Source organism: Streptomyces sp. NPDC006733 (assembly GCF_040636125.1).
Classification (GTDB): domain Bacteria; phylum Actinomycetota; class Actinomycetes; order Streptomycetales; family Streptomycetaceae; genus Actinacidiphila.
Map to the genome: position 1 here is coordinate 50,197 of NZ_JBEYJD010000021.1, position 24,944 is coordinate 75,140.

22 protein-coding genes are annotated in these 24,944 nt (G+C 73.4%); 10 read left to right on the forward strand and 12 right to left on the reverse strand.

The window, feature by feature from the left end; translation table 11 throughout:
• Positions 1–111: 111 nt before the first annotated feature.
• A complete protein-coding gene (locus ABZ721_RS19940) occupies positions 112–1,128 on the forward strand; it encodes a 2-dehydropantoate 2-reductase N-terminal domain-containing protein (RefSeq protein ID WP_358789949.1) in 1,017 nt (338 codons plus the stop codon).
• Between the two features lies 1 nt (position 1,129).
• Here the strand turns inward: ABZ721_RS19940 and ABZ721_RS19945 are convergent, their stop codons facing one another.
• Complete coding sequence (locus ABZ721_RS19945; RefSeq protein ID WP_358789950.1) at positions 1,130–3,184, reverse strand: DUF5107 domain-containing protein; 2,055 nt, start codon at positions 3,182–3,184, stop codon at positions 1,130–1,132.
• A gap of 288 nt (positions 3,185–3,472) precedes the next feature.
• Between ABZ721_RS19945 and ABZ721_RS19950 the strand changes: the two genes are divergently transcribed.
• A complete protein-coding gene (locus ABZ721_RS19950; protein ID WP_358789951.1) occupies positions 3,473–3,886 on the forward strand; it encodes an ankyrin repeat domain-containing protein in 414 nt (137 codons plus the stop codon).
• Positions 3,887–3,955: 69 nt separating this feature from the next.
• Here the strand turns inward: ABZ721_RS19950 and alc are convergent, their stop codons facing one another.
• The 4 genes from alc to ABZ721_RS19970 all read right to left on the reverse strand — a co-directional run bounded on the left by alc (position 3,956) and on the right by ABZ721_RS19970 (position 7,970).
• Complete coding sequence (gene alc / locus ABZ721_RS19955; protein WP_358789952.1) at positions 3,956–5,092, reverse strand: allantoicase; 1,137 nt, start codon at positions 5,090–5,092, stop codon at positions 3,956–3,958.
• Positions 5,093–5,156: 64 nt separating this feature from the next.
• Positions 5,157–6,104, reverse strand: coding sequence for a LysR family transcriptional regulator (locus tag ABZ721_RS19960; protein WP_358789953.1), 948 nt, complete (start codon positions 6,102–6,104; stop codon positions 5,157–5,159).
• A gap of 97 nt (positions 6,105–6,201) precedes the next feature.
• On the reverse strand, positions 6,202–7,608 hold the full coding sequence (locus ABZ721_RS19965; RefSeq protein WP_358789954.1) for a DEAD/DEAH box helicase: 1,407 nt from the start codon (positions 7,606–7,608) through the stop codon (positions 6,202–6,204).
• Between the two features lie 158 nt (positions 7,609–7,766).
• A complete protein-coding gene (locus ABZ721_RS19970; protein WP_069779708.1) occupies positions 7,767–7,970 on the reverse strand; it encodes a cold-shock protein in 204 nt (67 codons plus the stop codon).
• Positions 7,971–8,303: 333 nt separating this feature from the next.
• On the opposite strand from ABZ721_RS19970, the gene ABZ721_RS19975 reads away from it, so the two are divergent.
• Positions 8,304–9,341, forward strand: coding sequence for an alpha/beta hydrolase-fold protein (locus ABZ721_RS19975; protein WP_358789955.1), 1,038 nt, complete (start codon positions 8,304–8,306; stop codon positions 9,339–9,341).
• 3 nt (positions 9,342–9,344) lie between these two features.
• Here ABZ721_RS19975 and ABZ721_RS19980 read toward each other — a convergent pair whose 3' ends face one another.
• Positions 9,345–10,307, reverse strand: a complete 963-nt coding sequence (locus ABZ721_RS19980) for a helix-turn-helix domain-containing protein (RefSeq protein ID WP_358789956.1) — start codon at positions 10,305–10,307, stop codon at positions 9,345–9,347.
• A gap of 97 nt (positions 10,308–10,404) precedes the next feature.
• Here ABZ721_RS19980 and ABZ721_RS19985 point away from each other — a divergent pair, with 97 nt between their 5' ends.
• Complete coding sequence (locus ABZ721_RS19985) at positions 10,405–14,637, forward strand: S8 family serine peptidase (RefSeq protein ID WP_358789957.1); 4,233 nt, start codon at positions 10,405–10,407, stop codon at positions 14,635–14,637.
• 112 nt (positions 14,638–14,749) lie between these two features.
• Here the strand turns inward: ABZ721_RS19985 and ligD are convergent, their stop codons facing one another.
• Positions 14,750–15,760 carry a non-homologous end-joining DNA ligase gene (gene ligD, locus ABZ721_RS19990; protein ID WP_358789958.1) on the reverse strand — a complete coding sequence of 337 codons (1,011 nt, stop codon included), beginning with the start codon at positions 15,758–15,760 and terminating at the stop codon, positions 14,750–14,752.
• Between the two features lie 93 nt (positions 15,761–15,853).
• Here ligD and ABZ721_RS19995 point away from each other — a divergent pair, with 93 nt between their 5' ends.
• Complete coding sequence (locus ABZ721_RS19995) at positions 15,854–16,921, forward strand: ATP-dependent DNA ligase (protein ID WP_358789959.1); 1,068 nt, start codon at positions 15,854–15,856, stop codon at positions 16,919–16,921.
• Positions 16,922–16,936: 15 nt separating this feature from the next.
• On the opposite strand, the gene ABZ721_RS20000 is transcribed toward ABZ721_RS19995, so the two are convergent.
• Complete coding sequence (locus ABZ721_RS20000) at positions 16,937–17,734, reverse strand: exodeoxyribonuclease III (protein WP_358789960.1); 798 nt, start codon at positions 17,732–17,734, stop codon at positions 16,937–16,939.
• A 156-nt stretch (positions 17,735–17,890) separates the two neighbouring features.
• Here ABZ721_RS20000 and ABZ721_RS20005 point away from each other — a divergent pair, with 156 nt between their 5' ends.
• Positions 17,891–18,388 (forward strand): GNAT family N-acetyltransferase, encoded by a 498-nt coding sequence (locus tag ABZ721_RS20005; RefSeq protein ID WP_358789961.1) that lies wholly within the window; start codon positions 17,891–17,893, stop codon positions 18,386–18,388.
• A 9-nt stretch (positions 18,389–18,397) separates the two neighbouring features.
• On the opposite strand, the gene ABZ721_RS20010 is transcribed toward ABZ721_RS20005, so the two are convergent.
• The 3 genes from ABZ721_RS20010 to ABZ721_RS20020 form a co-directional block, all read right to left on the reverse strand.
• On the reverse strand, positions 18,398–18,634 hold the full coding sequence (locus tag ABZ721_RS20010) for a DUF1049 domain-containing protein (protein ID WP_358789962.1): 237 nt from the start codon (positions 18,632–18,634) through the stop codon (positions 18,398–18,400).
• A gap of 6 nt (positions 18,635–18,640) precedes the next feature.
• Positions 18,641–19,621, reverse strand: coding sequence for a helix-turn-helix transcriptional regulator (locus tag ABZ721_RS20015; RefSeq protein WP_358789963.1), 981 nt, complete (start codon positions 19,619–19,621; stop codon positions 18,641–18,643).
• Positions 19,622–19,703: 82 nt separating this feature from the next.
• Positions 19,704–20,201 (reverse strand): hypothetical protein, encoded by a 498-nt coding sequence (locus ABZ721_RS20020; RefSeq protein WP_358789964.1) that lies wholly within the window; start codon positions 20,199–20,201, stop codon positions 19,704–19,706.
• A 123-nt stretch (positions 20,202–20,324) separates the two neighbouring features.
• On the opposite strand from ABZ721_RS20020, the gene ABZ721_RS20025 reads away from it, so the two are divergent.
• Complete coding sequence (locus ABZ721_RS20025) at positions 20,325–20,849, forward strand: DinB family protein (protein WP_358789965.1); 525 nt, start codon at positions 20,325–20,327, stop codon at positions 20,847–20,849.
• Here ABZ721_RS20025 and ABZ721_RS20030 read toward each other — a convergent pair.
• Entirely contained in the window at positions 20,836–22,215 is a 1,380-nt protein-coding gene (locus ABZ721_RS20030) for a glycosyltransferase family 87 protein (RefSeq protein WP_358789966.1), read from the reverse strand. The two genes, ABZ721_RS20025 and ABZ721_RS20030, sit on opposite strands and share 14 nt — an antisense overlap.
• Before the next feature lie 114 nt (positions 22,216–22,329).
• Between ABZ721_RS20030 and ABZ721_RS20035 the strand changes: the two genes are divergently transcribed.
• The 3 genes from ABZ721_RS20035 (at position 22,330) to ABZ721_RS20045 (ending at position 24,925) form a co-directional block, all read left to right on the forward strand.
• Complete coding sequence (locus tag ABZ721_RS20035) at positions 22,330–23,559, forward strand: molybdopterin-dependent oxidoreductase (RefSeq protein WP_358789967.1); 1,230 nt, start codon at positions 22,330–22,332, stop codon at positions 23,557–23,559.
• Positions 23,556–23,975 carry a hypothetical protein gene (locus ABZ721_RS20040; RefSeq protein ID WP_358789968.1) on the forward strand — a complete coding sequence of 140 codons (420 nt, stop codon included), beginning with the start codon at positions 23,556–23,558 and terminating at the stop codon, positions 23,973–23,975. Before ABZ721_RS20035 ends, ABZ721_RS20040 begins: the two co-directional genes overlap by 4 nt.
• Before the next feature lie 80 nt (positions 23,976–24,055).
• The gene (locus tag ABZ721_RS20045) at positions 24,056–24,925 is read left to right on the forward strand and encodes an alpha/beta hydrolase (RefSeq protein ID WP_358789969.1); all 870 of its coding nucleotides are present in this window, start codon (positions 24,056–24,058) and stop codon (positions 24,923–24,925) included.
• Positions 24,926–24,944 lie beyond the last annotated feature (19 nt).

Below are 24,944 nucleotides of genomic sequence, written 5' to 3' on the forward strand. Positions count from 1 at the left end.
CCCCAACAGCCCGCACCCCGCGAACCCGCCCCCACCTTCCCCGCTGCCCCACCCCCGCGGCCACCGATTTCCCGGCGGCGGAAGCCTTGACGGGTGTGCGAGTCTCGGGGGGTGCGATACATCATCATCGGCGCCGGGGCGATCGGCGGGACCATCGGCGGCAGGCTCTTCGAGAGCGGGCGGGATGTCGTTCTCGTCGCTCGGGGGGCGCACTACGAGGCGCTGCGGGACGAGGGGTTGCGGCTGGCGCTGCCCGGTGGGGCGCTGAAGCTGGCGGTGCCTGTCGTCGACGGGCCGGAGGCTCTTGAACTGCGGGCGGACGACGTGCTCGTCGTCGCCGTGAAGACGCAGGACAGCGTCGCGGCGCTGGACGCGTGGGCCGGGCGGCCGGTCGCGGGCGGGGGGACGGCGGGTGAGCGGCTGCCGGTGGTGTGCGCGCAGAACGGGGTCGCGGGCGAGCGGCTCGCGCTGCGGCGGTTCCGCCGGGTGTACGGCATGTGTGTCTGGCTGCCCGCCAGTTACCTGGAACCCGGGTCGATCGAGGCGTCGTGCACGCCGCTGACCGGCATCCTGCACATCGGGCGGTTCCCCTCGGGGAGTGACGCGTTGGCGGAGCGGATCGCCGCGGACCTCAAGGCGTCGGGATTCGACGCTCCCACCCCGTCCGACGTGATGCGCTGGAAGTACGGCAAGCTGCTCAAGAACCTCGCCAACGCCGTGGAGGCCACCTGCGGCCCGCTCGACGGCGACGACGCCGCGGCCGCCCGCGACCTGCTGGCCCGGGCTGTCGCGGAGGGCGAGGCGGTGCTGGACGCGGCCGGGATCGACCGGGCGAGCGAGGCCGAGCAGACCGCCGTGCGGGGTGACCGGGTGCGGCTCCAGACCCTCAACGGCGTCGCCCGCGGCGGCGGTTCGTCGTGGCAGAGCCTGACGCGCGGCACGGGTTCGATCGAGGCCGACTACCTCAACGGGGAGATCGTGCTGCTCGGCCGGACGACCGGTGTCGACACCCCGGTCAACGCCGTGCTCCAGCAGACCGCCAACGCCTTCGCCCGCGAGGGCCGCCGGCCCGGGGAGTCGACCATCCCCGAGCTGACGGCCCTCGTCGACTCCTACGGGCGAAGGTGACTCAGGTTCCGTCCGGCGGTTCGGCCGCCGGGCGCATCCGGTAGTCGTACGCCTCCGGCAGCGGATGCTCGGCGCGGGCCCGCCGCCGCACGTCGGCGGTCACCGGTCCGTCGCCGGCGATCAGCCGTTCCGCGACGGCGTACCAGGTGTCGCTGAGCGACTCCTCCGCCTCGCGGAGGTCGTCGACGACGAACCCGGCGTCGAAGACCGCCCGCGCGCCCGGCGCGTCGCCCCGGGCGAGCAGCACCTGCGCCCTCAGCAGCCGGAACCGGCCGCGCTCGGCGTGGCCCGGCACGTGGTCGTCCAGCACGAGCGCCGCGTCCTCGGCGCGGCCCACCGCGAGGAGCGCGGTGACGGCCTCCCGGGCGAGCCCGGCCGAGGCCGACCACCAGGCGTCGTCGTCGAGCACCTCGTGGTGGGCGAGGGCCGAGGCGGCCAGGAAGCGGTCCGCGGCGCGTTCGAGATGGCCGTCCTCCTGGTCCGCGACGGCCAGACAGCGCAGCACGGACCACGTCTCGCGCTGCGCGGCGGAGCGCTCCCAGCTCCTGATGGCCTGGGCGCGGTCGCCGGCGTGCCACTGGGCGACACCGAGGTAGTAGTCCCGGTACCACTCGTTCCCGGCGTAGGTGTCCGCGGCCTCCAGCAGCTCGCGCCACTCCGGCGCCACCAGCGCGGGGCCGGGCGGCGCGCCCTCCGCGGGCCGCGGGAACATGCCGGCGACCAGCAGCTCCAGCCAGGGCTTCTGCTGCGCGCCCAGGGTCGCGGGATCGAAGGGCGTCCCCGGCAGGTGGAAGCGCGCCCGCTCGACCTCCAGCGCTCCCCAGCCCGAGCCGGTGGCGATGACGTCCTTGGGCTCGGCGTCCGCGTGCGGCAGCCAGGCGGCGTAGGCCGCGTCGACATCCGCGCGCGGCAGGGCGCCCTCCAGCCGGTCCGCGACCTCGGCGCGCGCGGCGGCCCAGTCGTCGCCGTGGACGGCGGCCGGGTCGGCGGCGAGCGGACCGTAGGCCTCCAGCCAGGAGAACTCCGCGCCCGCCTCCATCGGGATGTGCTCCAGCTGCGTACGGGCCAGGCCCGCCTGGATCTCCAGGTAGCCGCCGGTGCCCGGCTCCGTCAGCCACTGCTGCCAGCGCCGGCCGCCGCGCCCGTTGCCCCAGAGGAAGAGCTTGCGGCCGCGCAGCCGGTCGGTCGAGGTCTGCACGAGCCCGTGCCCGGCCGCGTCGAGCGCGGTCACCCAGCGGCGGTCGCCGTCCGCCACTTCGTAGAAGTAGTCGGCGGGGTGTTCCGACCGGGTCGGGTACGTGATGTCCGTGCCGTCCCACTCGGGTACCGGAACGCGGCGCAGCGAGCGGGCGTAGCCGAAGTGCCACGCCTCGTCGGCGGGTGCGAGCACGCGGGTGCCGTCGGTCTCCGGGACGGCGATGTTGGACCACCAGTAGACCGGCACGGTGCGGTGGTGCGGGTTGCGGATCCTGACGCCGACGTAGAGGAAGTCGGAGTCCTCCGGCAGCCACATGTCCACCTGGAACGGCAGGTCGCGCAGCCGCTCCCACTCCCACAGCCGCAGCATCTCGCCGCCGTCGGGGGCGGGCAGCCGGGCGGCGTGCAGGGGCGCGCAGGTGAGGGTGGTGTGCCCGGTCGCCCCGAGGTTCCACTCCACCCCGCCGGAGAACCACGCCCCGGCCAGCCCGAAGTCGGCCGGCTGGACGACGGGGTTGCGGTAGAGCAGTTCGCGGCCGGTGGACTTCTGCACGAGGGAGTGCAGCCGCCCGCCGAGACCGGGCAGGACGGTGGCCCGCACCCGGTCGTTCTCGATGACGACGGCCTCGAAGTCGGCGGGGGCGCGCTCGCGGCCGTACCCGTCGTTCAGCCGTACCGGCAGGACGGAGTGCAGCGGCGCGTAACCGACCTGGCGTGCCATGTCGGCCGGGAGCCCGGCGCGTTCGCGCGGGTCGAGCCGGTGCACCTCGTCGAGGGCGCGCAGCGCGGGCAGCGGGTTCTCGGGGCCGATGGGGGCAGCCGGGATGGTCACAGCGGTACGTCGCACGGTCGTAGCCAAGGCCACCTCATCCAGTCACGCGGGGCCGCCGGGGAACAGGCGGCCGTCTGATGACCATGGAACAGGGTTACGGCCGTGCTGAACAGGCCCTGCCTCGGTCAGGGTTGGGCAAAGCCACCGCAAATCGGTCAGAAGATCGACTGGCGGGGGCGGTCCTGAGCGGACCTGGCGGGCAGTCGTCGGGCGCTCGGGGGACGCTCGGCGGGCGCTCGGTCGGCCCCGAATCGTCCGGAAGTCATGGCGTTCCATGACGGGCCCTGTGCGGTGATCGACACGTAGGGTGGTCGTATGACGGAAGCGAACCCCGACACCGAGCCCGCGCACGACCCCGAGGTGCTGCAGTTGGCCGGCCAGGTCTTCGATCTCGCCCGCGAGGGCGGAACGGCCACCCTCGCCGCGTACGTGGACGCCGGCGTCCCCGCCAACCTCACCAACGACCGCGGCGACAGCCTGATCATGCTCGCCGCCTATCACGGGCACGCCGACGCGGTCACCGCCCTGCTGCAGCGCGGCGCCGACCCGAACCGGGTCAACGACCGCGGTCAGACCCCGCTGGCCGGAGCGGTCTTCAAGGGTGCGGACGCTGTCATCCGCGCCCTGGTGGAGGGCGGCGCCGATCCGTCCGCCGGTACGCCCAGCGCCATCGACACGGCCCGCATGTTCGGCAAGGACGAGCTGCTGCGGCTCTTCGGAGCGCAGTAGGCGGAGTAGGCGCGGTGGACGCGACAGACGAGGCGGCGGCCGTCGCAGGAGCGACGGCCGCCGTTCCCGTCAGCTGATTTCCTCGGTGCGGGTGGTGAGGTGTTCCGCTCCCCGGGCGGTCAGCGAACCGTGCAGGCGCAGCCGGGAGATCCCCCCGTCGGGGAAGATGTCGATCCGCACCCGCGTCGCCGGAACCGGGTTCACCAGGAACCGGTGCACCGTGTCCGGCTGCAGCTTCGTGCGCGGCAGCAACTGCGTCCACTCATCCGACCCCTCGTCCTGCACGAACAGCGCCGCCCAGCCGGCCGCGTTGCCCTTCAAATACGCGGTGTCGATCTCCACCGCCCGGATCACACCCTGCGCCACCAACCGGTACCGCACCCAGTCATTGCCCTTGTCCCGCCGCCGCCGCGTCTCCCAGCCGTCATCCATCTTCCGCGACCGGCCCGGCAGGATCGTGTTCACCGGCGACGAGTAGAACCGGTCCGACGCGTCCTCCACCGTCCCGCCGTTCTCCAACGCCACCAGATCGAACGTCCCCAGCTCCGCCAGCCACCCCGGATCCGGCGCCACCTCACCAAACACCCGCAGCCGCGCTACCCCCCCATCCGGATGCTGGTTCAACCGCAGATGCGTGAACCGCCGCTCCACCTCCACGGTGAAGCCGTTCTCCGCGTGACCGCCCACCGCGGTACGCGGCACGATCGTCGTCCACTGCACCCCCTCCGCCAGCAGATCCTCCGCCGACGCGGACAGCGAATGCGCGGTCGCCTCCACCGACACCGACTGCGGGTAATTCCCCCGAAAATGCGCGGTGTCCACGACAACCCCCCGGATCACCCCGGGCGCCCCGAGCCGGATCAGCGCCCAGTCATGATCGGCGTCCACCGGATGCGGCTGATCGGTGCCCGCACCCCGGCGACGACGGGTCTCCCACCCGTCCATGATCTTGCCCTTGTGCCCGAAACGCTCCGGATCGAAATGCGCCGGCTCCGGCAGCAGCAGATTCTCCCGCTCCGCGAAGAACTCGTCGTTCGCCGCGATCACCCCCGCACCCAACCGCCGATCCGCCAGATCCACCAACCCCGTGAACGGCAACTCCGCCCGCCGGTAATCCGCATACGGATCACCCCCACCGAACGGCCGCGCATCACCGACGAACGAAGTGGAGGAAGGGACTGTGGGGTGGTTCTCAGATGTGGTCATGTCTCTACTCTGGGCCGGGAGCACCGTTCACGTCCATCGAAAGTTTGTGAACCATACCTTCAGTTCAACTGAACGTTCTCTGGGTGGCCGTCGACGCGGCGGCCGGCTCCCCGGACTCCTCCGCGACCTGCCGCAGGACCCGGATCACCCGCCTCAGCAGCGGCCCCTCCTCGGAACCGCTCCGCACCACGCCCACGACGTGGCGGCGCGGCCGGTCGGCGTCCAGCGGGCGGATCGCGACGTGCTGCCGCTCCCCCACCGTCGCCATCCGGGGCACCAGCGCGACCCCGAGGTCCGCGGCGACCATGGCGAGGATCGCCGACCAGTCGGTCGCCGCGTGCGCCTGCTCCGGCACGAACCCCGCGTCGGCGCAGGCCGCGAGGGTGATCTCGCGCCAGGGGCCGCTGCTTCCGAAGATCCACGGCTCCTGGGCGAGGTTCGCCAGGCGCAGGTCCGGGCGCGCCGCCCAGGAGTGGCCGACCGGAAGGGCCACGTCGAGCGGATCGGCGAGCAGCGCGATGCGGTGGAAGCGCGGATCGCGCGCCGAGGGCGCGTGCCCCGCCAGCGTCACCGCGAGGTCCACGTCGCCGGCCGCGAGCTGCTCGTAGACCTCGGCGGCCTCGGCCTGCCGGACGGACAGGGTGATGCGCGGGAAGTCCTGGCGCAGCAGCCGGGACGCGGGCACGACCAGCCGGGTGATGGCGGTGGCGATGGCGCCGACCCGCACCTCGCCCGCCTCGCCCTGCGTGTAGCCGTCCAGCTCGGCGCCCGCCCGCTCCAGCTGGGCGAAGACCACGTCGGCGTGGCGCAGCAGGACGTGGGCGGCCCCGGTCAGCCGGACGCCCCGGCCCTGCGCCTCGATCACCGGGGTGCCGGCCTGCTTGGAGAGCGCGGACAGCTGCTGCGAGACGGCCGACGGTGTCATCCGCAGCGCGGCGGCGGCAGCGGTGACCGTCCCCGTTTCCTGCAGAGCCCGGAGGATCAGCAGCTTCCTCAAATCCCAGTCCTTCATGAAGGCAGCCTAAACAGCCGCGGTCACAACGGAAGCGTTGCTGAGGACGTTGACGGAAACGTCGGCCGGGGCGTCGACGAGTCCGGGTGCGCGGCGGTTACGCGGCCGTGGGCCGGCGGCGCTGCGGGGGACGGCCGCCGCGGCTGCCGTACGCGGTGCGCCGCACCCGCTCGGGCGCCGGCGGCGCCGCGATGACGACCGGCACTCCCGACGGCTCCTGCGCGCCGGTGATGCGGGCGAGCTCGGCGTCCTCCGCCCGGACCTGGGTCGTCTGCGGGGTGATGCCGGCGTGCGACATCAGGCGTGCCATCTCGCGGCGCTGGTTGGGCAGCACCAGCGTGACGACGCTGCCGGACTCACCCGCACGGGCGGTGCGCCCGCCGCGGTGCAGGTAGTCCTTGTGGTCACTGGGCGGATCCACGTTGACGACCAGGTCCAGGTTGTCGACATGGATGCCGCGGGCGGCGACGTTGGTCGCGACCAGGACCGTCACCTGCCCGCTCTTGAACTGCTCCAGCGTCCGGTTGCGCTGCGGCTGCGACTTGCCGCCGTGCAGCGCGGCCGCCCGCACGCCGCTGGCCAGCAGGTCCCGGGTCAGCAGGTCCACGGCGTGCTTGGTGTCCAGGAACATCAGCACCCGGCCCTCGCGGGCTCCGATGCGCAGCGTCGTGGCCTGCTTGTCCGCGCCGGCCACGTGCAGGACGTGGTGCTCCATCGTGGTGATCGTGCCGGCCGAGGGATCCACCGAATGGACGACGGGATCGCTCAGGTACTGGCGGACCAGCCGGTCGACGTTGCGGTCCAGCGTGGCGGAGAACAGCATCCGCTGACCACCCGGGCGGACCTGGGCCAGCAGGGCGGTGACCTGTGGCATGAAGCCCATGTCGGCCATCTGGTCGGCTTCGTCGAGCACCGTGATGTCGACGTGGTCGAGCCGGCAGTCGCGGCGTTCGATCAGGTCCTTGAGCCGTCCGGGGGTCGCCACGACGATCTCGGCGCCGCCGCGCAGCACGCTCGCCTGGCGGCCGATCGACATCCCGCCGACCACCGTGGCCATCCGCAGCCGCAGCGAGCGGGCGTACGGGGTGAGCGCGTCGGTGACCTGCTGCGCCAGCTCGCGGGTCGGGACCAGCACCAGCGCGAGCGGCTGCCGCGGCTCCGCGCGCTTGCCCGCGGTGCGGGCGAGCAGCGCCAGGCCGAAGGCGAGGGTCTTGCCGGAGCCGGTGCGTCCACGGCCCAGCAGGTCCCGGCCGGCCAGCGAGTTCGGCAGCGTCGCGCCCTGGATGGGGAACGGGACCGTCACCCCTTCGCGGGTGAGCGTGTCGAGCAGCTCCGGCGGCATGTCCAGGTCCGCGAACGCCTCGACCGCGGGAAGGGACGGCGTGGTGCTGACGGGAAGCGCGAACTCGCCCGGCGGCGCCATGGGGCGCGGGCGCGGGGCGGACTGGCCGCGGGAATGCGAGGGGCGATTGCGCGGGGGAACGGAGCCGGAGGAGCGGTACAAAAGAAAGCCTTCCTCGGAACGGCACGTGTCCGGGAAGACTCCGCAAAATGAATACCGCGCGAAGAATCGCAAAAACGAGCCAGGGCGATACCGGAAAACAACGAATTGGGGCCCGCACCCTCAGGTGCGGGCCCCAACTACGTGGTGCGCGTCAAGCGTCAGGCGGGAACGATGTTCTCGGCCTGCGGGCCCTTCTGGCCCTGCGTGACGTCGAAGGTGACCTTCTGACCTTCCTGGAGCTCACGGAAGCCCTGGGTGGCGATGTTCGAGTAGTGGGCGAAGACGTCAGCGCCGCCACCGTCCTGCTCGATGAAGCCGAAACCCTTTTCCGCGTTGAACCACTTTACGGTGCCAGAAGCCATGTCAATCTCCTCAATAGGTGCAGAGCCGGAAATCTGCACTGCGCAGATTCCTCGTCGCCGCATTGTGCCCATCCGGAGATGACCGGTAAAAACAAGAGTGCGCCTGAGGGTTACATCCCGTCAGGCGCACACAAAGTTCATGGGTACCAAAACTGCAACTGGGATCAAGGTAGCACGGCTGCTGCTCGTGTGGGGGGTTACGCGGCCCTCTTCGGAGTGGCGCGCGGAGCCTCGCGCGGAGACCGCGCGCGTCGCGCGGGAACCAAAGCCGGCGGCCTGCTCTCCTAGGAGGTGCCTTTTGTCCTCGATCTCGTGTTCGGAGCAATTGCCCTCATGGATCCGCGTCCCCGGCGTCCCCGCCCCCTGCTCCTGCCCGCGGCCGCCGCGCTGCTCGCCCTCGCCGCGCTGGCGGGCTGCGGCTCCTCGGACAGCGGAGGCTCCCCCGCGGCGAACGACCGCCTCTCGGCCGGCACCACCGGCGGCGACGGCAAGGGCACGCCGGCGGCGCCGAGCCCGAAGCCGACGCCGTCGAAGGTGCTGATGCCGACCGGACCGAAGGCGGAGCTGAAACTGGCGCGGTCGACCAAAGCAGGGCCGATCATGGTCACCTCGGTGCACGGCGCGCGGTCCGGCGTCACCGGGAAGGTCTGGGTCTGGCTGCCCCCGGAGTACAGCGACCCCCGGTTCGCGACCTACGGGTTCCCCGTGGTGATGATGTACGCGGGCGGCCAGAGCAACGGCTACAACACCTGGACGGACCCGCAGCTGCCGATCCAGGAGGCGAACGTCCGGCTCAGCAAGCAGGGCAAGGCCCACCCGTTCATCATGATCATGCCGGTGCAGAACTTCAACTCCCGCGAGAACGCCGCCCTGGACTGCAGCGACATCCCCGGGCAGCCCAAGATGGGCACCTGGATGGCCAAGGACGTCCCCGACTTCGTGCGGGCGAACTTCCGCACCCTGCGCAGCCGCGACGGCTGGGGCGTCATGGGCGCCTCCACCGGCGGCTTCTGCAGCGCGAAGCTCGCCCTCCAGCACCCCGACGTCTTCAAGGCCGCCATCCCGATGGACGCCTACTTCGACCCGGACTCCCGCCTCTGGCGCGGCCACGAGGCGGACCGCCTCGCCAACAGCCCCAACACCCTCATCAAGCAGGGCCGGGCCGACGTCAGCATCCTCGCCACCGCGGGCAGCGCCGAGGCGTACGAGACCAACCTCGTCAAGACCTGGCTGAAGAAGGCGGTCGCGCCCGTCAAGACCGAGTACTACGAGCTGCCCGGCGGCCGGCACTACACCTCCGACTTCAAGAAGCTCATCCCCCGCGCCCTGACCTGGTTCACCGCCAAGCTCGCGGGCCCGACGGCCGGCTGAGGCTCACAGCCAGCCCCGGCGGGCGGCGATGGCGCCCGCCTGGAAGCGGTTGGCGGCGCCCAGCAGCTCGTGGAGGCGGCTGATGCGCCGCCGCATGGTGCGGACGGACCAGCCGAGCTGGCGGGCTATCGCCTCGTCCTTGAGACCGCTGACCAGCAGGGTGAGGACGAGCCGGTCCTCCTCGTCGAGCGGGTCGTCGGCGGGGGCGTTCAGCGGCAGCGCCTGCTTCCAGCACATCTCCCAGTAGTCGGTGAGGGCGTCGAGCAGCGTGGAGGGGCGGATCACCGCCGCCCGCACGTCGTTGAGGTCGAGCGAGAGCGGCATCAGGGCCAGCTTCCGATCGGCGATGGCGAGTTTGATCCGCAGCCCCGGCAGGACGCGGGCCTGCTCGCCGTGCCGGACCAGCTCGCGGATGTCGTCCAGCACGCCCGGCCACTCCAGCGCCTCGGGCGCGTAGACCGCCCGGTAGCGGACGCCCCGGCCGAGCGCCGTCGTCTCCACCGGGTTGGAGGTGGTCAGAGCGTACGGCGGACGGTCCAGCGTCATGACGTCCTCGTGCGCCTCCTGCTGCAGGCGCACGAACCAGCGGCCGAGGGCCTCGCTGCCGGTGGTGATCTCCACCTCGTCCTCGTCGGTCGCGCCGGTGCGCGCGGCGGCGAAGAGCCGGGACAGCTCGGCGGCGGCCGAGCGGACCCGTTCCAGGTCGTTGCTCCTGGCCCGCACCAGCGCCTCGACGGCGGCCTCCGGCTCGATCGCGGCGTACCGGCGGCGGGCGCCCGCGAGCCGGCCGACGAGCCCGTGGTCGCGGAGCCGGTCCAGCGCCCGGGCGACCCGCTCCGCCGAACAGCCCAGGTCCGCGGCGAGTTCGGCGGGCGCCGCCGTGCGCCGGGTCAGGACGGCGCGGTAGACGCGCTCGTCGAACGGATCGATGCCTGCCGCCGTGAGTTCCGGCGTCTCGGGAGTCATGGACGGATGGTGGCCCAGTTGTGCCAGCGGCAGCAATGGGCCACGGAGATTCGTTGTGCGGCGAGGGCCCGCACCACTAGGACCTTTACGTATGGCAATGAACTCACGAAGATCGCGTCATGCCGGTCTCGCCGCCGTCGTACTCGCCGGCACGCTGGCGGCCACACCGGGTGCCGCCACCGCGTCCACGCCCGACCCGTCGCAACGAGTGATCGTCGAGCTGTCCGGGAACGCCGCGGTCACCGCCGCGCCCGGTGGATCGCTGCTCGCCGCCCAGGCCGTCCCCGGCGTCGCCGCCGCCCGCCGGGCGATCGACGCCCGGCAGGAGACGTTCCTCGGCTCGGCGAGGCGCGCCGGGCTGCACCCCGCGTCGCCCCGCAAGCTCGGCCTGCTCATCGACGCCGTGGCGATGACGGTGCCCGGATCCGAGGTGGCCCGGCTGGCGCAGCTGCCGGGCGTCACCGCCGTGCTGCCCGACACCCGTGTGCTGGCCAAGACGGACGTGAGCGTGCCGCTGATCGGAGCGCCCGCCGTGTGGCAGCGCAAGGACCCCGCAGGCAGCCGCGTCACCGGCAAGGGGACCACCGTCGCGATCCTGGACAGCGGGGTGGACTACACCCACCCCGATCTGGGCGGCGCGCTGGGCAAGGGCCACAAGGTCGTCGGCGGGTACGACTTCGTCAACGGCGACGAGGACCCGATGGACGACAACGGCCACGGCACCCACGTCGCCGGGATCATCGCGGGGAAGGCTGCCGAGAAGGGCGGCATCACCGGCGTGGCACCCGACGCGAACCTGCTCGCCTACAAGGTGATGGACGCCGACGGCGCCGGCTACACGTCGGACATCATCGCCGGCATCGAGGCGGCGTCCGACCCGGCCGGCCCGCACCGCGCCGACGTGATCAACATGAGTCTCGGCGGCCCCGGCGACGGCACCGACCCGCTGGGCCGCGCCGCGACCGCGGCTGTGCGGGCCGGTGTCGTCGTGGTCGCCGCGGCCGGCAACGACGGGCCGGGCGCGGGTACGGTCAGCAGTCCGGGCACCGCCGACGGGGTGATCTCGGTCGGCGCGTCGACCAGCGGCGTCCGGCTGCCCAGCGCGTACCTGGCCGGCAAGAAGCCCGAGCTGATCCAGACCTACCGCGGCATCGTGTCGGCGAACCCGCCGGTGAACCCGGTCACCGCGCAGCTCGTCGATGTCGGCCAGGGCACCGAGGAGGACTGGCAGCGGGTCGGCGACGTGCGCGGGAAGATCCTGCGGGCGCAGTTCCTCGTCGCCTCCGAAGCCCGTGACCTGTCGGGCGACGCGCTGGAGTGGGCGCGGCAGGCGGAGAAGCGCGGCGCGATCGCGGTCCTCGCCGGGCTGCCCAAGAACGACGGCCCGGTGTTCGCCACCGGGGCGCCGGGAGCGGCGGGCTCCGTCCCGCAGCCCGAGGTGACCCCGGAGCCCGGTGTCGCCCAGGTGCCGGCGTCGCCCGCGCGGATCGACGCCTCCGGCGACTCGCTGCGCATGGACCACCTCGTGGTCATGGGCATCGACGCCACCCAGTACGCCGAGCTGACCACCCGGCTGGCCGCCGGGAAGGTCTCGGTGACGCTGCGCGGCACCGACACCACCGACCGGATCGCCTCGTTCTCGTCGCGCGGCCCGACCCCGGGATTCGGCCTCAAGCCCGACCTGGTCGCCCCCGGCGTGGAGATCCGCTCCACCATCCCCAAGGCGCTGTACGAGCCGGGGCAGTACCGCATGTCCGGTACGTCGATGGCGACCCCGCACGTCGCGGGCGCCGCGGCCCTGCTGCGCCAGCTCCACCCGGGCCAGGCACCGGCCGAGGTGCGGGCCGCGCTGGTCGGCACCGCGAAGCCGCTGAGCGGCAGCGGACCCACGACGCAGGGCTCGGGCCGGCTCGACGTGGCCGCGGCCGCCTCGGCCACCATCGGCGCCACCCCGTCGTCCGTGTCCTTCGGACTCGCCGACCTGTCCCGGCGCGACGTGGGCGGCACCGCGAAGGTGACGCTGCGGAACGCCGGCAGGCAGCCGGTCACGACCACGCTGCGGACCGAGGGACCGGCCACGGTCTCGCCGAAGCGGGTCACCGTGCCGGCCGGGGGGACCGCGACCGTCACGGTCTCGCTGAGCGTCGCCCGCCCGTCCACCGACACCGAGGTCGGCGGCCGCCTCACGGCGACGCCCGACCGGGGACCGGCGATCACGGTGCCCTACCTGCTCGCCGTCCGCCACCTGGCCGTGCAGGCCTCGCCCGACCCGAGCGACGGCCACTCGACCGTGCACATCGCCGCGCCGACCCGGCTGGCCGAACCGCCGGTCGTCACCGTCACCCCGCCGCGCGGCAAGGCCTTCGACGTCAAGTCCGTCCTCGACCCCGCCAGCGGCTACTACCGGGCCGAGGTGACCGGCAGCGTCGCCGGCGTCTACCGCGTCGCGGTGCGGGGCACCGCCGGCACCGGGCAGCGGCTCACCGGCACCAGCGCCTTCGAGGTCACTCCGGTCGACAGCCGCACCAACCGCTGGGAGCCCGTCGGGCCCAACAGCGAGGCCGGCTGGGTCGCCCTCTCGCCGAACCGGCCGGGCCAGGCCGTGCTCACCCAGTACCTGAAGGCGGCTCCCTGGCTGACCACCGACAACGGCGCCACCTGGCGCCAGTTGGGCCGGCTGCCGGTCGCGGACGGCACCGGGCCGCTGCTGGTCGACACGGAGAACGCCAACCGCTGGTGGTACGCCGTCAACAGCGTCCACGACGGCAGCCGCCGGGGCACGATCCTGCGCACCGACGACAACGGGCGGACCTGGCGGCAGCTCGCCGTCCCGGACGCCCGCGTCACGGCCTTCGCCGCCGACGAGAAGACCCGCACGCTGGTCGCGGTCGTCTCCGACGCGCTGCTGGTCAGCACCGACGCCGGCGACCACTGGACCACCTACCCGACCGGTGTCACCGGTGCCGTCACCGGCGCCTCCGTCACCGGCGACACCCTGTACCTGACGACGTTCCGCGGCGTCTGGGCCCGCTCCGGCATCGGCTCGGGCCACCCCGGCGCGGCCCGGCAGCTCTACGACGCGGGCGACCACAGCGTCGGCGGGCTGGCCGCCGACGCCTCGGTCGCGGCGGTGTACGTCCTGGGCACCGGCGTCGTCGGTTCCCACGACGGCGGGAAGACCTGGTCGACCCTGCTGCCGCTGGCGGAGGGCGGGCTCGACCTGACCGTCTCCGGCGACGACCTGTACCTGAGCACGCTGCTCGGCAGCGGGCGGCTCAGCCACGACCACGGGCGGACGTGGACCACGGTCGCGGGGCCGTCGAAGGCCGCGGTTCCGATGGACTACGACCGCTGGGGCGACGGTTCGGTCACCGTCTCCAGCGAGCAGGACGGCCTCTACCGGGGCACCGTGAACGGCACCGGCTACCGGCGGATCGGCGTCCAGGGCCTGACCGTCAACGACCTCGCGGTCAGCGGCGGCCACCTGCTCGCCGCCACGGACAGCGCGGTCTACCGCACCGCCCTTCCCGTCGCGAGCCCCGAGTGGGGCCGCTCGGGAGGAGAGGGCAGGGTCGGGGTCCGCGTCACCCAGCTCGCCGTGTCGGCCAAGGAGCCGAACGTGATCTGGAAGGTGCGCAGGACCGCGGTCGGCACGTTCGTCGTCCAGCGCAGCGCCGACGCGGGCGCCACCTGGCAGGAGCGCGGCACCTCGTCGGAGGTGCCGACCGCGCTCCTGGTGAACCCCGCCGACCCGAAGCGGGTGGTGGTCAGCTTCCGCAGCCTGCTGGGCCAGGGGCTGTTCGCCACCAGTGACGGCGGCGCGACGTGGAAGAACCTCTTCCACGAGCGGGCCTTCGACACCATCGCGGGCGACCCCGCCAATCCGCTGCGGCTGTGGCTCGGCAACTCCGCCGGCCTCTACCGGTCGGACGACGGCGGTGTGACCGTCACCAAGGTCGCCGACGGTCCGGTGACCGCCATCGACCTGGACGGCCGGCGGCTCGTCATCGGCGGCGAGAGCGTCCGGGTCAGCACCGACGGCGGGAAGACCTTCCGCACCGGTGACACCGGCGCCCTCGCGATCCACGTCTCCGACCTGCTGCGGGTCGGCGACACGCTCTACGCGGCCACCACCGGCTCCAGGGCCAGCGGCCTCCCGCAGGGCGGCCGCGGCGTGCTGCGCAGCACCGACCACGGCGCGAGCTGGCACAACATCTCCACCGGCCTGCAGAACACCGACGCGACCGAACTGGCCGCGACCCCGGACGGCCGCACGCTCTACGTCGGCACCGTCGACGGCGGCGTCCACCGCCTGACCCTGCACCGCTGACCACCCACCCCCACCCCACGGCCCGGCGCCCGGACGGCAACCCCGTCCGGACGCCGGGCCGCCGCGTTTTCCGGGGCGGCGTTGTCGCGGGCGGCGTTGTCGCGGGCGGCGGCTACGGTGACGGCTTGGCGCGGCTCGGTTGGACGCGTTTGGGTTCGCCGGCCATTTTGGGGTGTTCCGGCGGGTAGGGGAGGTCGCCCGCGCCGTGGTCGCGTTCGTCGCGGTCGGCGAGGTCGAGGGCCGGGGTGATGTCGAAGGCGTGGTCGTCCATGTCCGCGTGGAGGTCGCCGAGCTCCGCGTAGCGGGCCGGCATCGAGACGAGGTCGAAGTCGGTCGGCACGGCGGTGTCCAGCTCCTCCCAGCGCAGCGGCGCGGAGACCGGGGCGTGCGGGAACGGGCGGACGGAGTAGGCGGAGGCGATCGTGCGGTCGCGGGCCATCTGGTTGTAGTCGACGAAGATCTTCTCGCCGCGCTCCTCCTTCCACCACGCGGTCGTCACCCGCTCCGGCATCCGCCGCTCCAGCTCCCGCCCGATGGCGATGGTCGCGCGGCGGACCTGGGTGAAGGTCCACCGGGGCGCGATCGGGACGAAGACGTGCAGCCCGCGCCCGCCGGAGGTCTTGGGCCAGCCGCGCAGCCCGAGTCCGTCCAGCACGTCGCGCAGCTCGTGGGCGGCGCGCACCGCGTCGGCGTAGTCGGTGCCCGGCTGCGGGTCGAGGTCGATGCGCAGCTCGTCCGGGTGGTCGGTGTCCGCCCGGCGCACCGGCCACGGGTGGAACGTCAGGCAGCCCCGGTTCGCCGCCCACAGCACCGCGCCGACCTCGGTCGGGCAGGTCTCGTCGGCGAAGCGTCCGCTGGGGAAGGCGATGCGGGCCGTCGGCGTCCAGTCGGGCAGGTCCTTCGGGGCGCGCTTCTGGAAGAACGACTCCCCCGCGATGCCCTCGGGGAAGCGCTGCAGCGTCGTCGGGCGGTCGCGCAGCGCGCGCAGGGCGCCCTCGCCGACGGCCAGGTAGTAGTGGGCGAGGTCGAGCTTGGTGAGGTTCCGCTCGGGGAAGTACACCTTGTCCGGGTGCGTCACCCGCACCGTCCGCTCGCCGATCCGCAGCTCCACCGCTTCTGCCATGCCCTCACGCTAGGACCGCTTCCGGGCGCCCGCCTCCGGAGCGCGGCCGCGGCCAAAGAGGCGGCGCCGCGCGACCGGCCGCACAATCGGATCATGGACCTTCCCGTGATGCCGCCGGTCAGGCCGATGCTGGCGAAGGCGGCGGCGCGCATCCCGCCCGGGATGCAGTACGAGGCCAAGTGGGACGGGTTCCGTGCGATCGTGCACCGCGACGGCCCCGAGCTGGTGATCGGCAGCCGCAACGGCAAACCGCTCGGCCGGTACTTCCCCGAGCTGGCGGACGCGCTGCTGGAGCAGTTGCCGGAGCGCTGCGTGGTGGACGGCGAGATCATCGTCGTCTCCGGCGACCGGCTGGACTTCGACGCCCTCCAGGAGCGCATCCACCCCGCCGAGTCGCGGATCCGGCTGCTCGCCGAGCGCACCCCCGCCTCCTTCGTTGCCTTCGACCTGCTGGCCCTCGGTGACAGCGCGCTGCTGGACACCCCGCTGCGGGAGCGCCGGGCCGCCCTGGAGAAGGCCCTGGCGGACGTGGTGGCGCCGGTGCACGTCGCTCCGGTCACGATGGACCTGGCGGTGGCCGAGGAGTGGTTCAGCCGCTTCGAGGGCGCCGGGCTCGACGGCGTGGTCGCCAAGTCGCCCGAGCTGCTCTACCGCCCCGACCAGCGGCTGATGGTGAAGGTCAAGCACGAGCGCACCGCGGACTGCGTCCTGGCCGGCTACCGCGAGCACAAGAGCGGGCCCGTCATCGGCTCGCTGCTGCTCGGCCTGTACGACGCGTCCGGCCGGCTGCAGCACGTGGGCGCGTGCGCGTCCTTCCCCATGCGGCGCCGCGAGGAGCTGATGGCGGAGCTGGCCCCGCTCCGCATGGCCGCGGCGGACGAGCACCCGTGGGCGCGGTGGAAGAACGAGGAGGCGCACGCCACCGACCGGATGCCGGGCGCCCCCAGCCGGTGGAGCGGCGCCAAGAACCTGGAGTGGACGGCGCTGCGCCCCGAACGCGTCGTCGAGGTGGCCTACGACCACATGCAGGGCGACCGGTTCCGCCACACGACCCAGTTCCGCCGCTGGCGCGAGGACCGCGACCCGGAGAGCTGCACCTACGCCCAGCTGGACGAGCCGGTGAGCTACGACCTGGCCGACGTCCTCGCCTCCCCGGGCTGAGCGTCCCGACGCCGCTCAGAGGTCGAAGACCGCCGTCACCGGTGCGTGGTCGCTCCACCGCAGGTCGTGCGTCTCGGCCCGCTCCACCACGGCCGACACGGCCTTGTCCGCGAGGCCCGCCGTCGCGACGTGGTAGTCGATGCGCCAGCCCGCGTCGTTGTCGAAGGCCCGGCCGCGGTAGGACCACCAGGAGTAGGGGCCGGTGGTGTCGGGGTGGAGGCGGCGGATGACGTCGGTGTAGCCGCCCTGCTCGAAGACCTTGGTGAGCCAGGCGCGCTCCTCGGGGAGGAAGCCGGCGCTCTTCTGGTTGGTCTTCCAGTTCTTGAGGTCGGCCTCCTGGTGCGCGATGTTCCAGTCGCCGCAGACGAGCACCTCCCGGCCCTCGGCGGCGGCGCGGGCGCGGAGCTCCGTGAGGTGGACGAAGAACTCCGCCATGAAGCGTTCCTTCTCCGTCTGGCGCTCGGTGCCGACCTCGCCGGAAGGAAGGTAGAGGCTGGCGACGGTGACGCCCGGGAGGTCGATCTCGAGGTACCGGCCGGAGCCGTCGAACTCGTCGGAGCCGAATCCGACCTGCACGCGGGTCGGCTCGGTGCGGCTGTAGACCGAGACGCCGGCGCGGCCCTTGGCGGCGGCGGGGGCGTGGTACGCGGACCAGCCCGCGGGCTCGCGGACCTCCTCGGGGAGCTGCGCGGCCTCGGCGCGCACTTCCTGCAGACAGACCACGTCGGCGGCCGTGGCCCGCAGCCAGGGCAGGAAGCCCTTCTTGGCGGCGGCACGGAGCCCGTTGACATTCACGGTCGTCACAGTCAGCACGGCAAGCTCCCGAAGTGCGGATATCAGCGCAGCGCAGCCTACTCGACCAGCCGGTCCGCGGATCGCGCCCCGATACGGGCCCGGCACGGCAGGCCCCGCACGTCAGGTCCGCGGGCGGGCGCCGGAGCGGCGCGCGTACACCCGTACGATGCCGTGGTGGAGATTCGAATCATGCGCTACGACCACCCCGACGCGGTGAAGCTCAACGACCGGGTCCAGCTGGAGTACGTCGAGCGGTACGGCGACGGCGATATGACCCCGATGGACGCCGCGCAGTTCGACCCGCCCCGGGGCCTGTACCTGGTGGGGTACGTGGACGGGGAGCCGGTCGCCAGCGGCGGGTGGCGGGCGCAGGACGAGTCGCCGGAAGGGCACTCGGACGGCGACGCGGAGCTCAAGCGGATGTACGTCGTGGACGAGGCGCGCGGCCGGGGGCTGGCGCGGCGGATACTGGCCGAGCTGGAGGCGAGCGCCGCGGCGGCCGGCCGGACCCGGATGGTGCTGGAGACCGGTACGAAGCAGCCGGAGGCCATCGCGCTGTACACGTCGTGCGGCTACACCCCGGTGACGAAGTTCGGGCTGTACCGGCACGACGAGCTCAGCGTGTGCCTGGGCAAGCCGCTCGACGGGCCGACGCCGGTCAGCGGTGTGTGAGCCCCGGCGTCACTTCCGGCGGCGGAAGACGTAGGCCCCGCAGACCCCGCCGATCACGGCCACCCCGAGCAGGGCGAGCCACAGCGGCATCGTCACCTCGGGAATGATCAGCCGGATCTTGACCTGCCGGGTGTTCTCGAAGATGAAGACGAGACCGAGCACGGCCAGCGCGGCCACCGCGATCCGGCTCGGTGTGACGACTCCCTGGCCGGACGTCCCGCTTGATGTCGACTTGTCGGCTCTCACAGTGGGTCACCTGCTCTCCGGGTGACGGTCACCCCCTGCGTTCAGCATCGCCGCGTTCGGGTCCCGGGGGGCGGTCGGCTGCTCCGTTCGGGTGACGGCCCCCACGGTTCCCACAACACGATCGGCCCGCTCGGCTCCCAGAAAGGCCCCGGCCGCCAGCAGGCGCAGGGCCGCCTCGGAGGAGGAGCCCGGTGCGGCGCTGTACATCAGCATCCGGTGCCCCGAGTCGTCCGGGACCTGCAGCATCTCGAAGGAGAGTTCCAGCGGGCCGATCGTCGGGTGGTGGAACGACTTCGCACCGAAGGTGCAGCCGTTCACCGGGTGGCGCGACCACAGGGCGGCGAACTCGGGGCTCTTCATCGTCAGTTCACCGATCAGCTCGGCCAGCCGCCGGTCGTCGGCGTACTGCCCGGCGGCCAGCCGCAGCGAGGCGACCGCGCGGCGGGCCTCCTCGTCCCAGCGCGGGTACAGCTCGCGGGTGTGCGGGTCGAGGAAGAGCAGCCGCTGCAGATTGGGGCGGTCGGCGGGGCGGTCCGGGCTCTGCGCGTCGAGGTGCCCGGCGGTCAGGGCGTGCCCCAGCGGATTCCACGCCAGCACCTCGAAGCGCCGGTCCAGGACCACGACGGGCACCTCGCCCAGCGCGGCGATCAGCTGCCGCGTGCCGGGCCTGGCGCTGTCCGGTCGCTCCGGCGGGCGGCGCTTGGCGCGGCCGGGGCGCGCCAGGTTGCGCAGGTGGGTGCGCTCGTCCTCGGTCAGGCGCAGCGCGGCGGCGAGGGCGTCCAGCACCCCCTCCGAGGCGTTGTGGCTCTGGCCCTGCTCCAGGCGCGTGTAGTACGCGACGCTCACACCGGCGAGCTGCGACAGCTCCTCACGGCGCAGGCCCGGTACCCGGCGCCGGGCGCCGTAGGAGATCAGTCCGACGTCCTCCGGCCGCAGCCGGGCGCGCCGGGTGCGCAGGAATTCGCCGAGTTCCGCGGGTGTGTCCATGCGGACCAGTCTCCCCCGCCCGCGTGTTCACAGCCTGTCCCTGCCAGTAGCAGGCAGCGCCGCCGGGCGCGCCGCGCCGGCGTCAGGTGCGGCCCTCGCCGTCCTGGGCCTGCTCCAGCAGCGGGGCGGACTCCATCCAGCGGGCGCGCCGCACGGTGAAGCCGGAGCCCTTGTAGGCGTCGCAGACCTGCTTGTCGTCGTCGACGACCAACCGGATCTCGCGGGTGCGGGACAGCTTGCGCAACAGTTCCAGCTTGGTGACGCGGGCCGGCCTGCGGTCGTTGTCCGTCCGCATCCACACCTTCCCCGCCGGCAGCCCGTGGCGCTCCAGCCACTCGACCGTGTCGCGGCGGCAGCGCTCGGGCCGGCCGGTGACGTACTCGATGTCGCAGTCGGCGGCGGTCGCCAGGGCGAGCGCCACGCCCTCGGCCAGCGGGGCGTCGTCCACCGCGCCGGCGAAGAAGGCCGCCCAGTCCTTCGGCCGCCGTTCCAGATGGATCAGCCGGTGCCGGGTGTCGGCGAGGGTCCCGTCCAGGTCGAAGACCGCCAGCGGGCGGGCCGGGTGCGGTGTGTCGTTCACGTGTACCTCCGCGCGAACGATACCGCCCGGGTGAGCGCTGTCGCCCGCGCGACCGGTGTCCGCCGCGGTGACCTGCCCGGATAACGGAGTGCGGACGCCGCCTGCGGGGGTCATCATGTGCGGATGACTTGGACCGCACCCGAAGTACCGCGCAATGAACCGCCGATGGTCTCCGCCGAGCGCGCCTCCCTGGAGAGCTGGCTCGCCTACCACCGCGCGACCCTCCTCACGAAGTGCGCCGGCCTCACCGCCGAGCAGCTGGCCCTGCGGCCGGTGACGTCGTCGACCCTGTCACTCCTCGGGCTGGTGCGGCACATGGCGGAGGTGGAGCGCTGGTGGTTCCGCATCCTGTTCGACGGCCAGAAGGATCTCGACGACCTCTACTGTCCCGACGAGGATCCGGACGGTGACTTCGACCGGGCCGCCGCCGCGACCGCCGAGGCCGACTTCGCGGTGTTCGCGAGCGAGTGCGAACTCGCGGACCGGGCCGCCGCGGGACGCTCGCTCGACGAGACGTTCCCCCACCCGCGCCGCGGCGAACCGATCGACCTGCGGTGGGTCTACGTCCACATGATCGAGGAGTACGCGCGGCACAACGGCCACGCCGACCTGCTGCGCGAACTGACGGACGGCGTCACCGGCGAGTGACCCCCGCGACCTCACCCGCGCGGGTCACGGCCGGGTGGGACCGCTCCGCCGCACGGGCCCGCAGCACCGCTCCGGCCAGCACCGTCACCGCGGCGGTCCCGTAGGACCAGGACTGCAGCCAGGTGCCGTGGGTGCCCATGGCGTTGCCGATGTAGAGCACGGTGCCCGCGAGCGGCACGGCGAGCCACTCCCAGCGGCCGTCGAGCGCGACCAGCGCGACCACCAGCAGGGCGTACCAGTAGTACGAGGGCGAGGTCAGGAGCAGCGCGGTGCCGGTGACGAGCAGCGCGCCGCTCCACGGCCGGTCGGGGTCGCCGCGGCGCAGGACGTACAGCGCCGTCAGCGCGATCAGGACCACCGCGACCGGGGCGGCGGCGCTGTCCGGCAGGAACAGCCGCAGCAGCGCGAACCGGCGGACGCTGCCCGTCTCGTACCCCTCCTCCCGCAGATAGCCCGGCAGGTAGCCGAGGACGCCGATGCCGGAGGTCAGGACGTACGGCAGGTAGGCGAGCGCGATCACCAGGACGGCGGGCAGCAGGACGCGCGCGGCGTCGCGCGGACCGCGGCGGGCGAGGGCGCCCGGCAGCACGACCGCGGGCAGCAGCTTGACGGCGATGGCCGCGCCCAGCAGCGCGCCGCGGCGCGGTAGGACGGACGTGCCGAGCGCGAGGACGGTCAGCAGCACGCCGAGCGTGTCGACGTGCGCGTCGTTGACCGCCGCGAAGGACACCGCGGGGCACCAGGCCCACAGCGCCGCCCGCCGCGGGTCGCCGCGCCGCCGCAGGACCAGCAGCAGGGCCGCGCTGGTACCGACGGCCAGCAGCGCGCCCGCGATCTGCGTCGGCTTGTGGCGGGCGCCGTCGGGCGACAGCGCGTGCACGGCGAGGAACCAGCCCTCCGCCACCGGCGGATAGATGGTGTTCACGGCGGGGCGGTTGATGCGGGTGCAGTCCGTACCGGCCGTGCTCAGGTCCGGGCGGGGGCAGTCGGGGCCCGGCGGGAAGAGCCAGCGGTCGCGCAGCCCAGCCAGTTCCGGCGCGGCGGGCGGGTGGGCGTACGGGGAGATGCCCGCGGCCTGCACCCGGCCGTCCCAGGCGTAGCGGTACATGTCACTGCTGGTGCGCGGCGGCCCGCTGAGCGCGGCGAGCGACAGCGCGGCGCTGCCGGCCAGCACGAGGACCACGGCGGCGCGCACGGGCACCTTGCGGACGGCCCACGCGGCGGCGGCGAACAGCGCCCAGCCGGCCGCGTACCAGTACAGCAGGTGGCGCGGACGCGCCTCGGAACCTCCCGAGCGGATGGTGACGGCGACGACGGCGGTCAGCGCGGCGACGAGGACTGCGGTGCATACGGTGCGGACTCCCACACCGCCCACCGTGGCAGGCGCAGCCGCCGGAAAGGGCCGTGCCGGGCCCGGCGTCCGCAATCCGTAAGGAGTCCTTTCCCCTGTTGGGACCCGGTTCGGGGGTGTGATGGGAGCATGCAGAATCCATCGGACGGGGGCCACCCCCCGAAGCCTTCGGCCCCGCGGAGCCATCCGCGGCTCGCACTCCCCGACCCGCCGACCCGGCTGCGCCGCGGCCCGCTGCGCGAGGGGGCCTTCACCGGACGGCTGCACGACGCGCGGACGGCCACGGTCGTCGGGCGCGCGCTCGGGGCGGCCATCGCGGTCTGCTTCGTGACCGGCCTGATCAGCCACTACCTGCAGCACCCGCCGGGCTGGGCGGCGGACCGGTTGCCGAGCCGGCCCTCGTGGGGCTACCGGCTCACCCAGGGGCTGCACGTGGCGACCGGGATCGCGGCGATCCCGCTGGTGCTCGCGAAGCTGTGGACGGTCTATCCGCGGCTGTTCGCCTGGCCGCCGGCCCGGTCGGTGGGCAAGGCGCTGGAGCGGCTGTCCATCGCGGTGCTGGTCGGGACGGTGCTGCTGCAGTTGCTCAGCGGGCTGCTGAACACGCTGCAGTGGTACCCGTGGCCGTGGAACTTCGTGCCCGTGCACTGGGCGCTGGCCTGGGTCGCGATCGGCGCGCTGCTGCTGCACCTGGCGGTGAAGGCCCCGGTCATCGCGGAGCACTGGTCGCGGCGCTCGTCCGGCACCGTGCGGCTGCCCGTGGCGGACGGGCCCGACCGGCGGGCGTTCGTGCTGGGCGTCGGCGCGGCGGTCGGCGCGGTCACGCTGACGACCGTCGGGCAGTCCTTCACCCCGCTGAAGGACGTCGACCTGCTCGCGCCCCGCCATCCGGACCACGGCCCGCAGGGGCTGCCCGTCAACCGGACGGCAGCGGCGGCGGGGATCACCCCGGCGCGGCTGGCGGGCTGGCGGCTGCACGTCGCCGGGCCGCGGCCGTACGAGCTGACGCTGCCCGAACTGCGCGCCCTGCGGCAGCACGCCGCGCGGCTGCCGATCGCCTGCGTCGAGGGGTGGAGCAAGAGCGCGCACTGGGAGGGGGTGCGGGTGCGCGACCTGCTGGACCGGGCGGGCGCTCCGCCCGGGGCGACGGTCCGGGTGGTGTCGCTGCAACAGGGCGGCGCCTACTCGGTGATGGAGATGGGCGCCTCGTACGCGCGCGATCCGCTGACGCTGCTGGCGCTGGCGCTGAACGGCGCGCCGCTCTGCGCCGACCACGGCTTCCCGGCCCGGATCATCGCGCCGAACCGGCCCGGTGTGCTGCAGACGAAGTGGGTCTCCCGGCTGGAGGTGCTGGCATGAGGGCGCGCATCGTGCTGGGCGCGATGGGGGTCGCGGCAATGGCGTTCGGCGCCGTCCTGCTGTTCACGGACCGTCAGGTGCGGGCGCCGGTCGACGTGCTGGTCTGGCTGGCGGGCGCCATCGTGCTGCACGACGCGGTGCTGACGCCGGTGGTCCTGGCCGTCGGCGCGGCGCTGGCCCGGTGGCTGCCGCCGCACGTGCGGCGGCCGGTGCGCGGCGGGTTGATCACCGCCGCGTGCCTGACGGCCGTGGCCCTGCCGTTCCTGCTGCGGCCGAGCGCGACGGCCAACCCGTCGGTGCTGCCGCTGGACTACCCCCGCAACACCCTGGTCGTGCTGGGGGCGGTGGCCGCGCTCACCGCCCTGGCGGCGTGCGGAGCGGCGCTGCGCCGATTTCGCGCTCATCGCAAGAACTAATGGATAGAAGAGCTTTTAGCCATTAGCATGTGGGTGTCGGCGGAACGGTCCCGCCGGCACACACATCGGAGGCACGCGCGATGACGGCTCTGGAACTTCCCCGGGTGGCCCACCGTTTCGTCGACGTGGACGGAGTCCGCGTCTTCTACCGGGAGGCCGGCGACCCGTCCGCCCCGACCCTCCTGCTGCTGCACGGCTTCCCGTCCGCCTCGCACCAGTACCGGCGGCTGATCGACGCGCTCGGCGGCCAGTACCACCTGATCGCGCCCGACTACCCGGGCTTCGGGCACAGCGACGCGCCCGCCTCCCTCACCTACACCTTCGACCTGCTCGCCGACGTCGTGGAGGGCTTCTGCGAGGCCCTGGGCCTGCACCGCTTCACGCTCTACGCCTTCGACTTCGGCTCCCCCGTCGGCTTCCGCCTCGCCGAGCGCCACCCGCAGTGGATCGCGGGGCTCGTGGTGCAGAACGGCAACGCCTACGAGGAGGGGCTCAGCCCGACCGCCCGCGCCTTCGTGGCCGAGCGCCGCGAGACCGAGGGCTCCGAGGAGCGGCTGCGCGGGATGCTGACCCCCGACTTCACCCGCGCCCAGTACGAGGGCGGCACGACCGACGCGTCCGCCGTCGCCCCCGAGAGCTGGCTGCTCGACCAGCACTTCCTCGACCTGCCGGGGCGCGACGAGATCCAGCTCCAACTGGCGTACGACTACCGCGGCAACGTCGAGCGGTACCCGCGCTGGCAGGCCTGGCTGCGCAAGCACCAGCCGCCGACGCTGGTGCTGTGGGGGCGCCGCGACGCCCTCTTCGTGGAGGCCGGGGCGCACGCGTTCCTGCGCGACGTGCCGGACGCCGAGGTGCACTCCTTCGACACCGGGCACTTCGCGCTGGAGGAGTGCGTCGGCGAGATCGCCCCGCTGATCGCGGACTTCCTGGACCGTACGTGGGCGTGAGCCCGCACGGCCGCCGCCG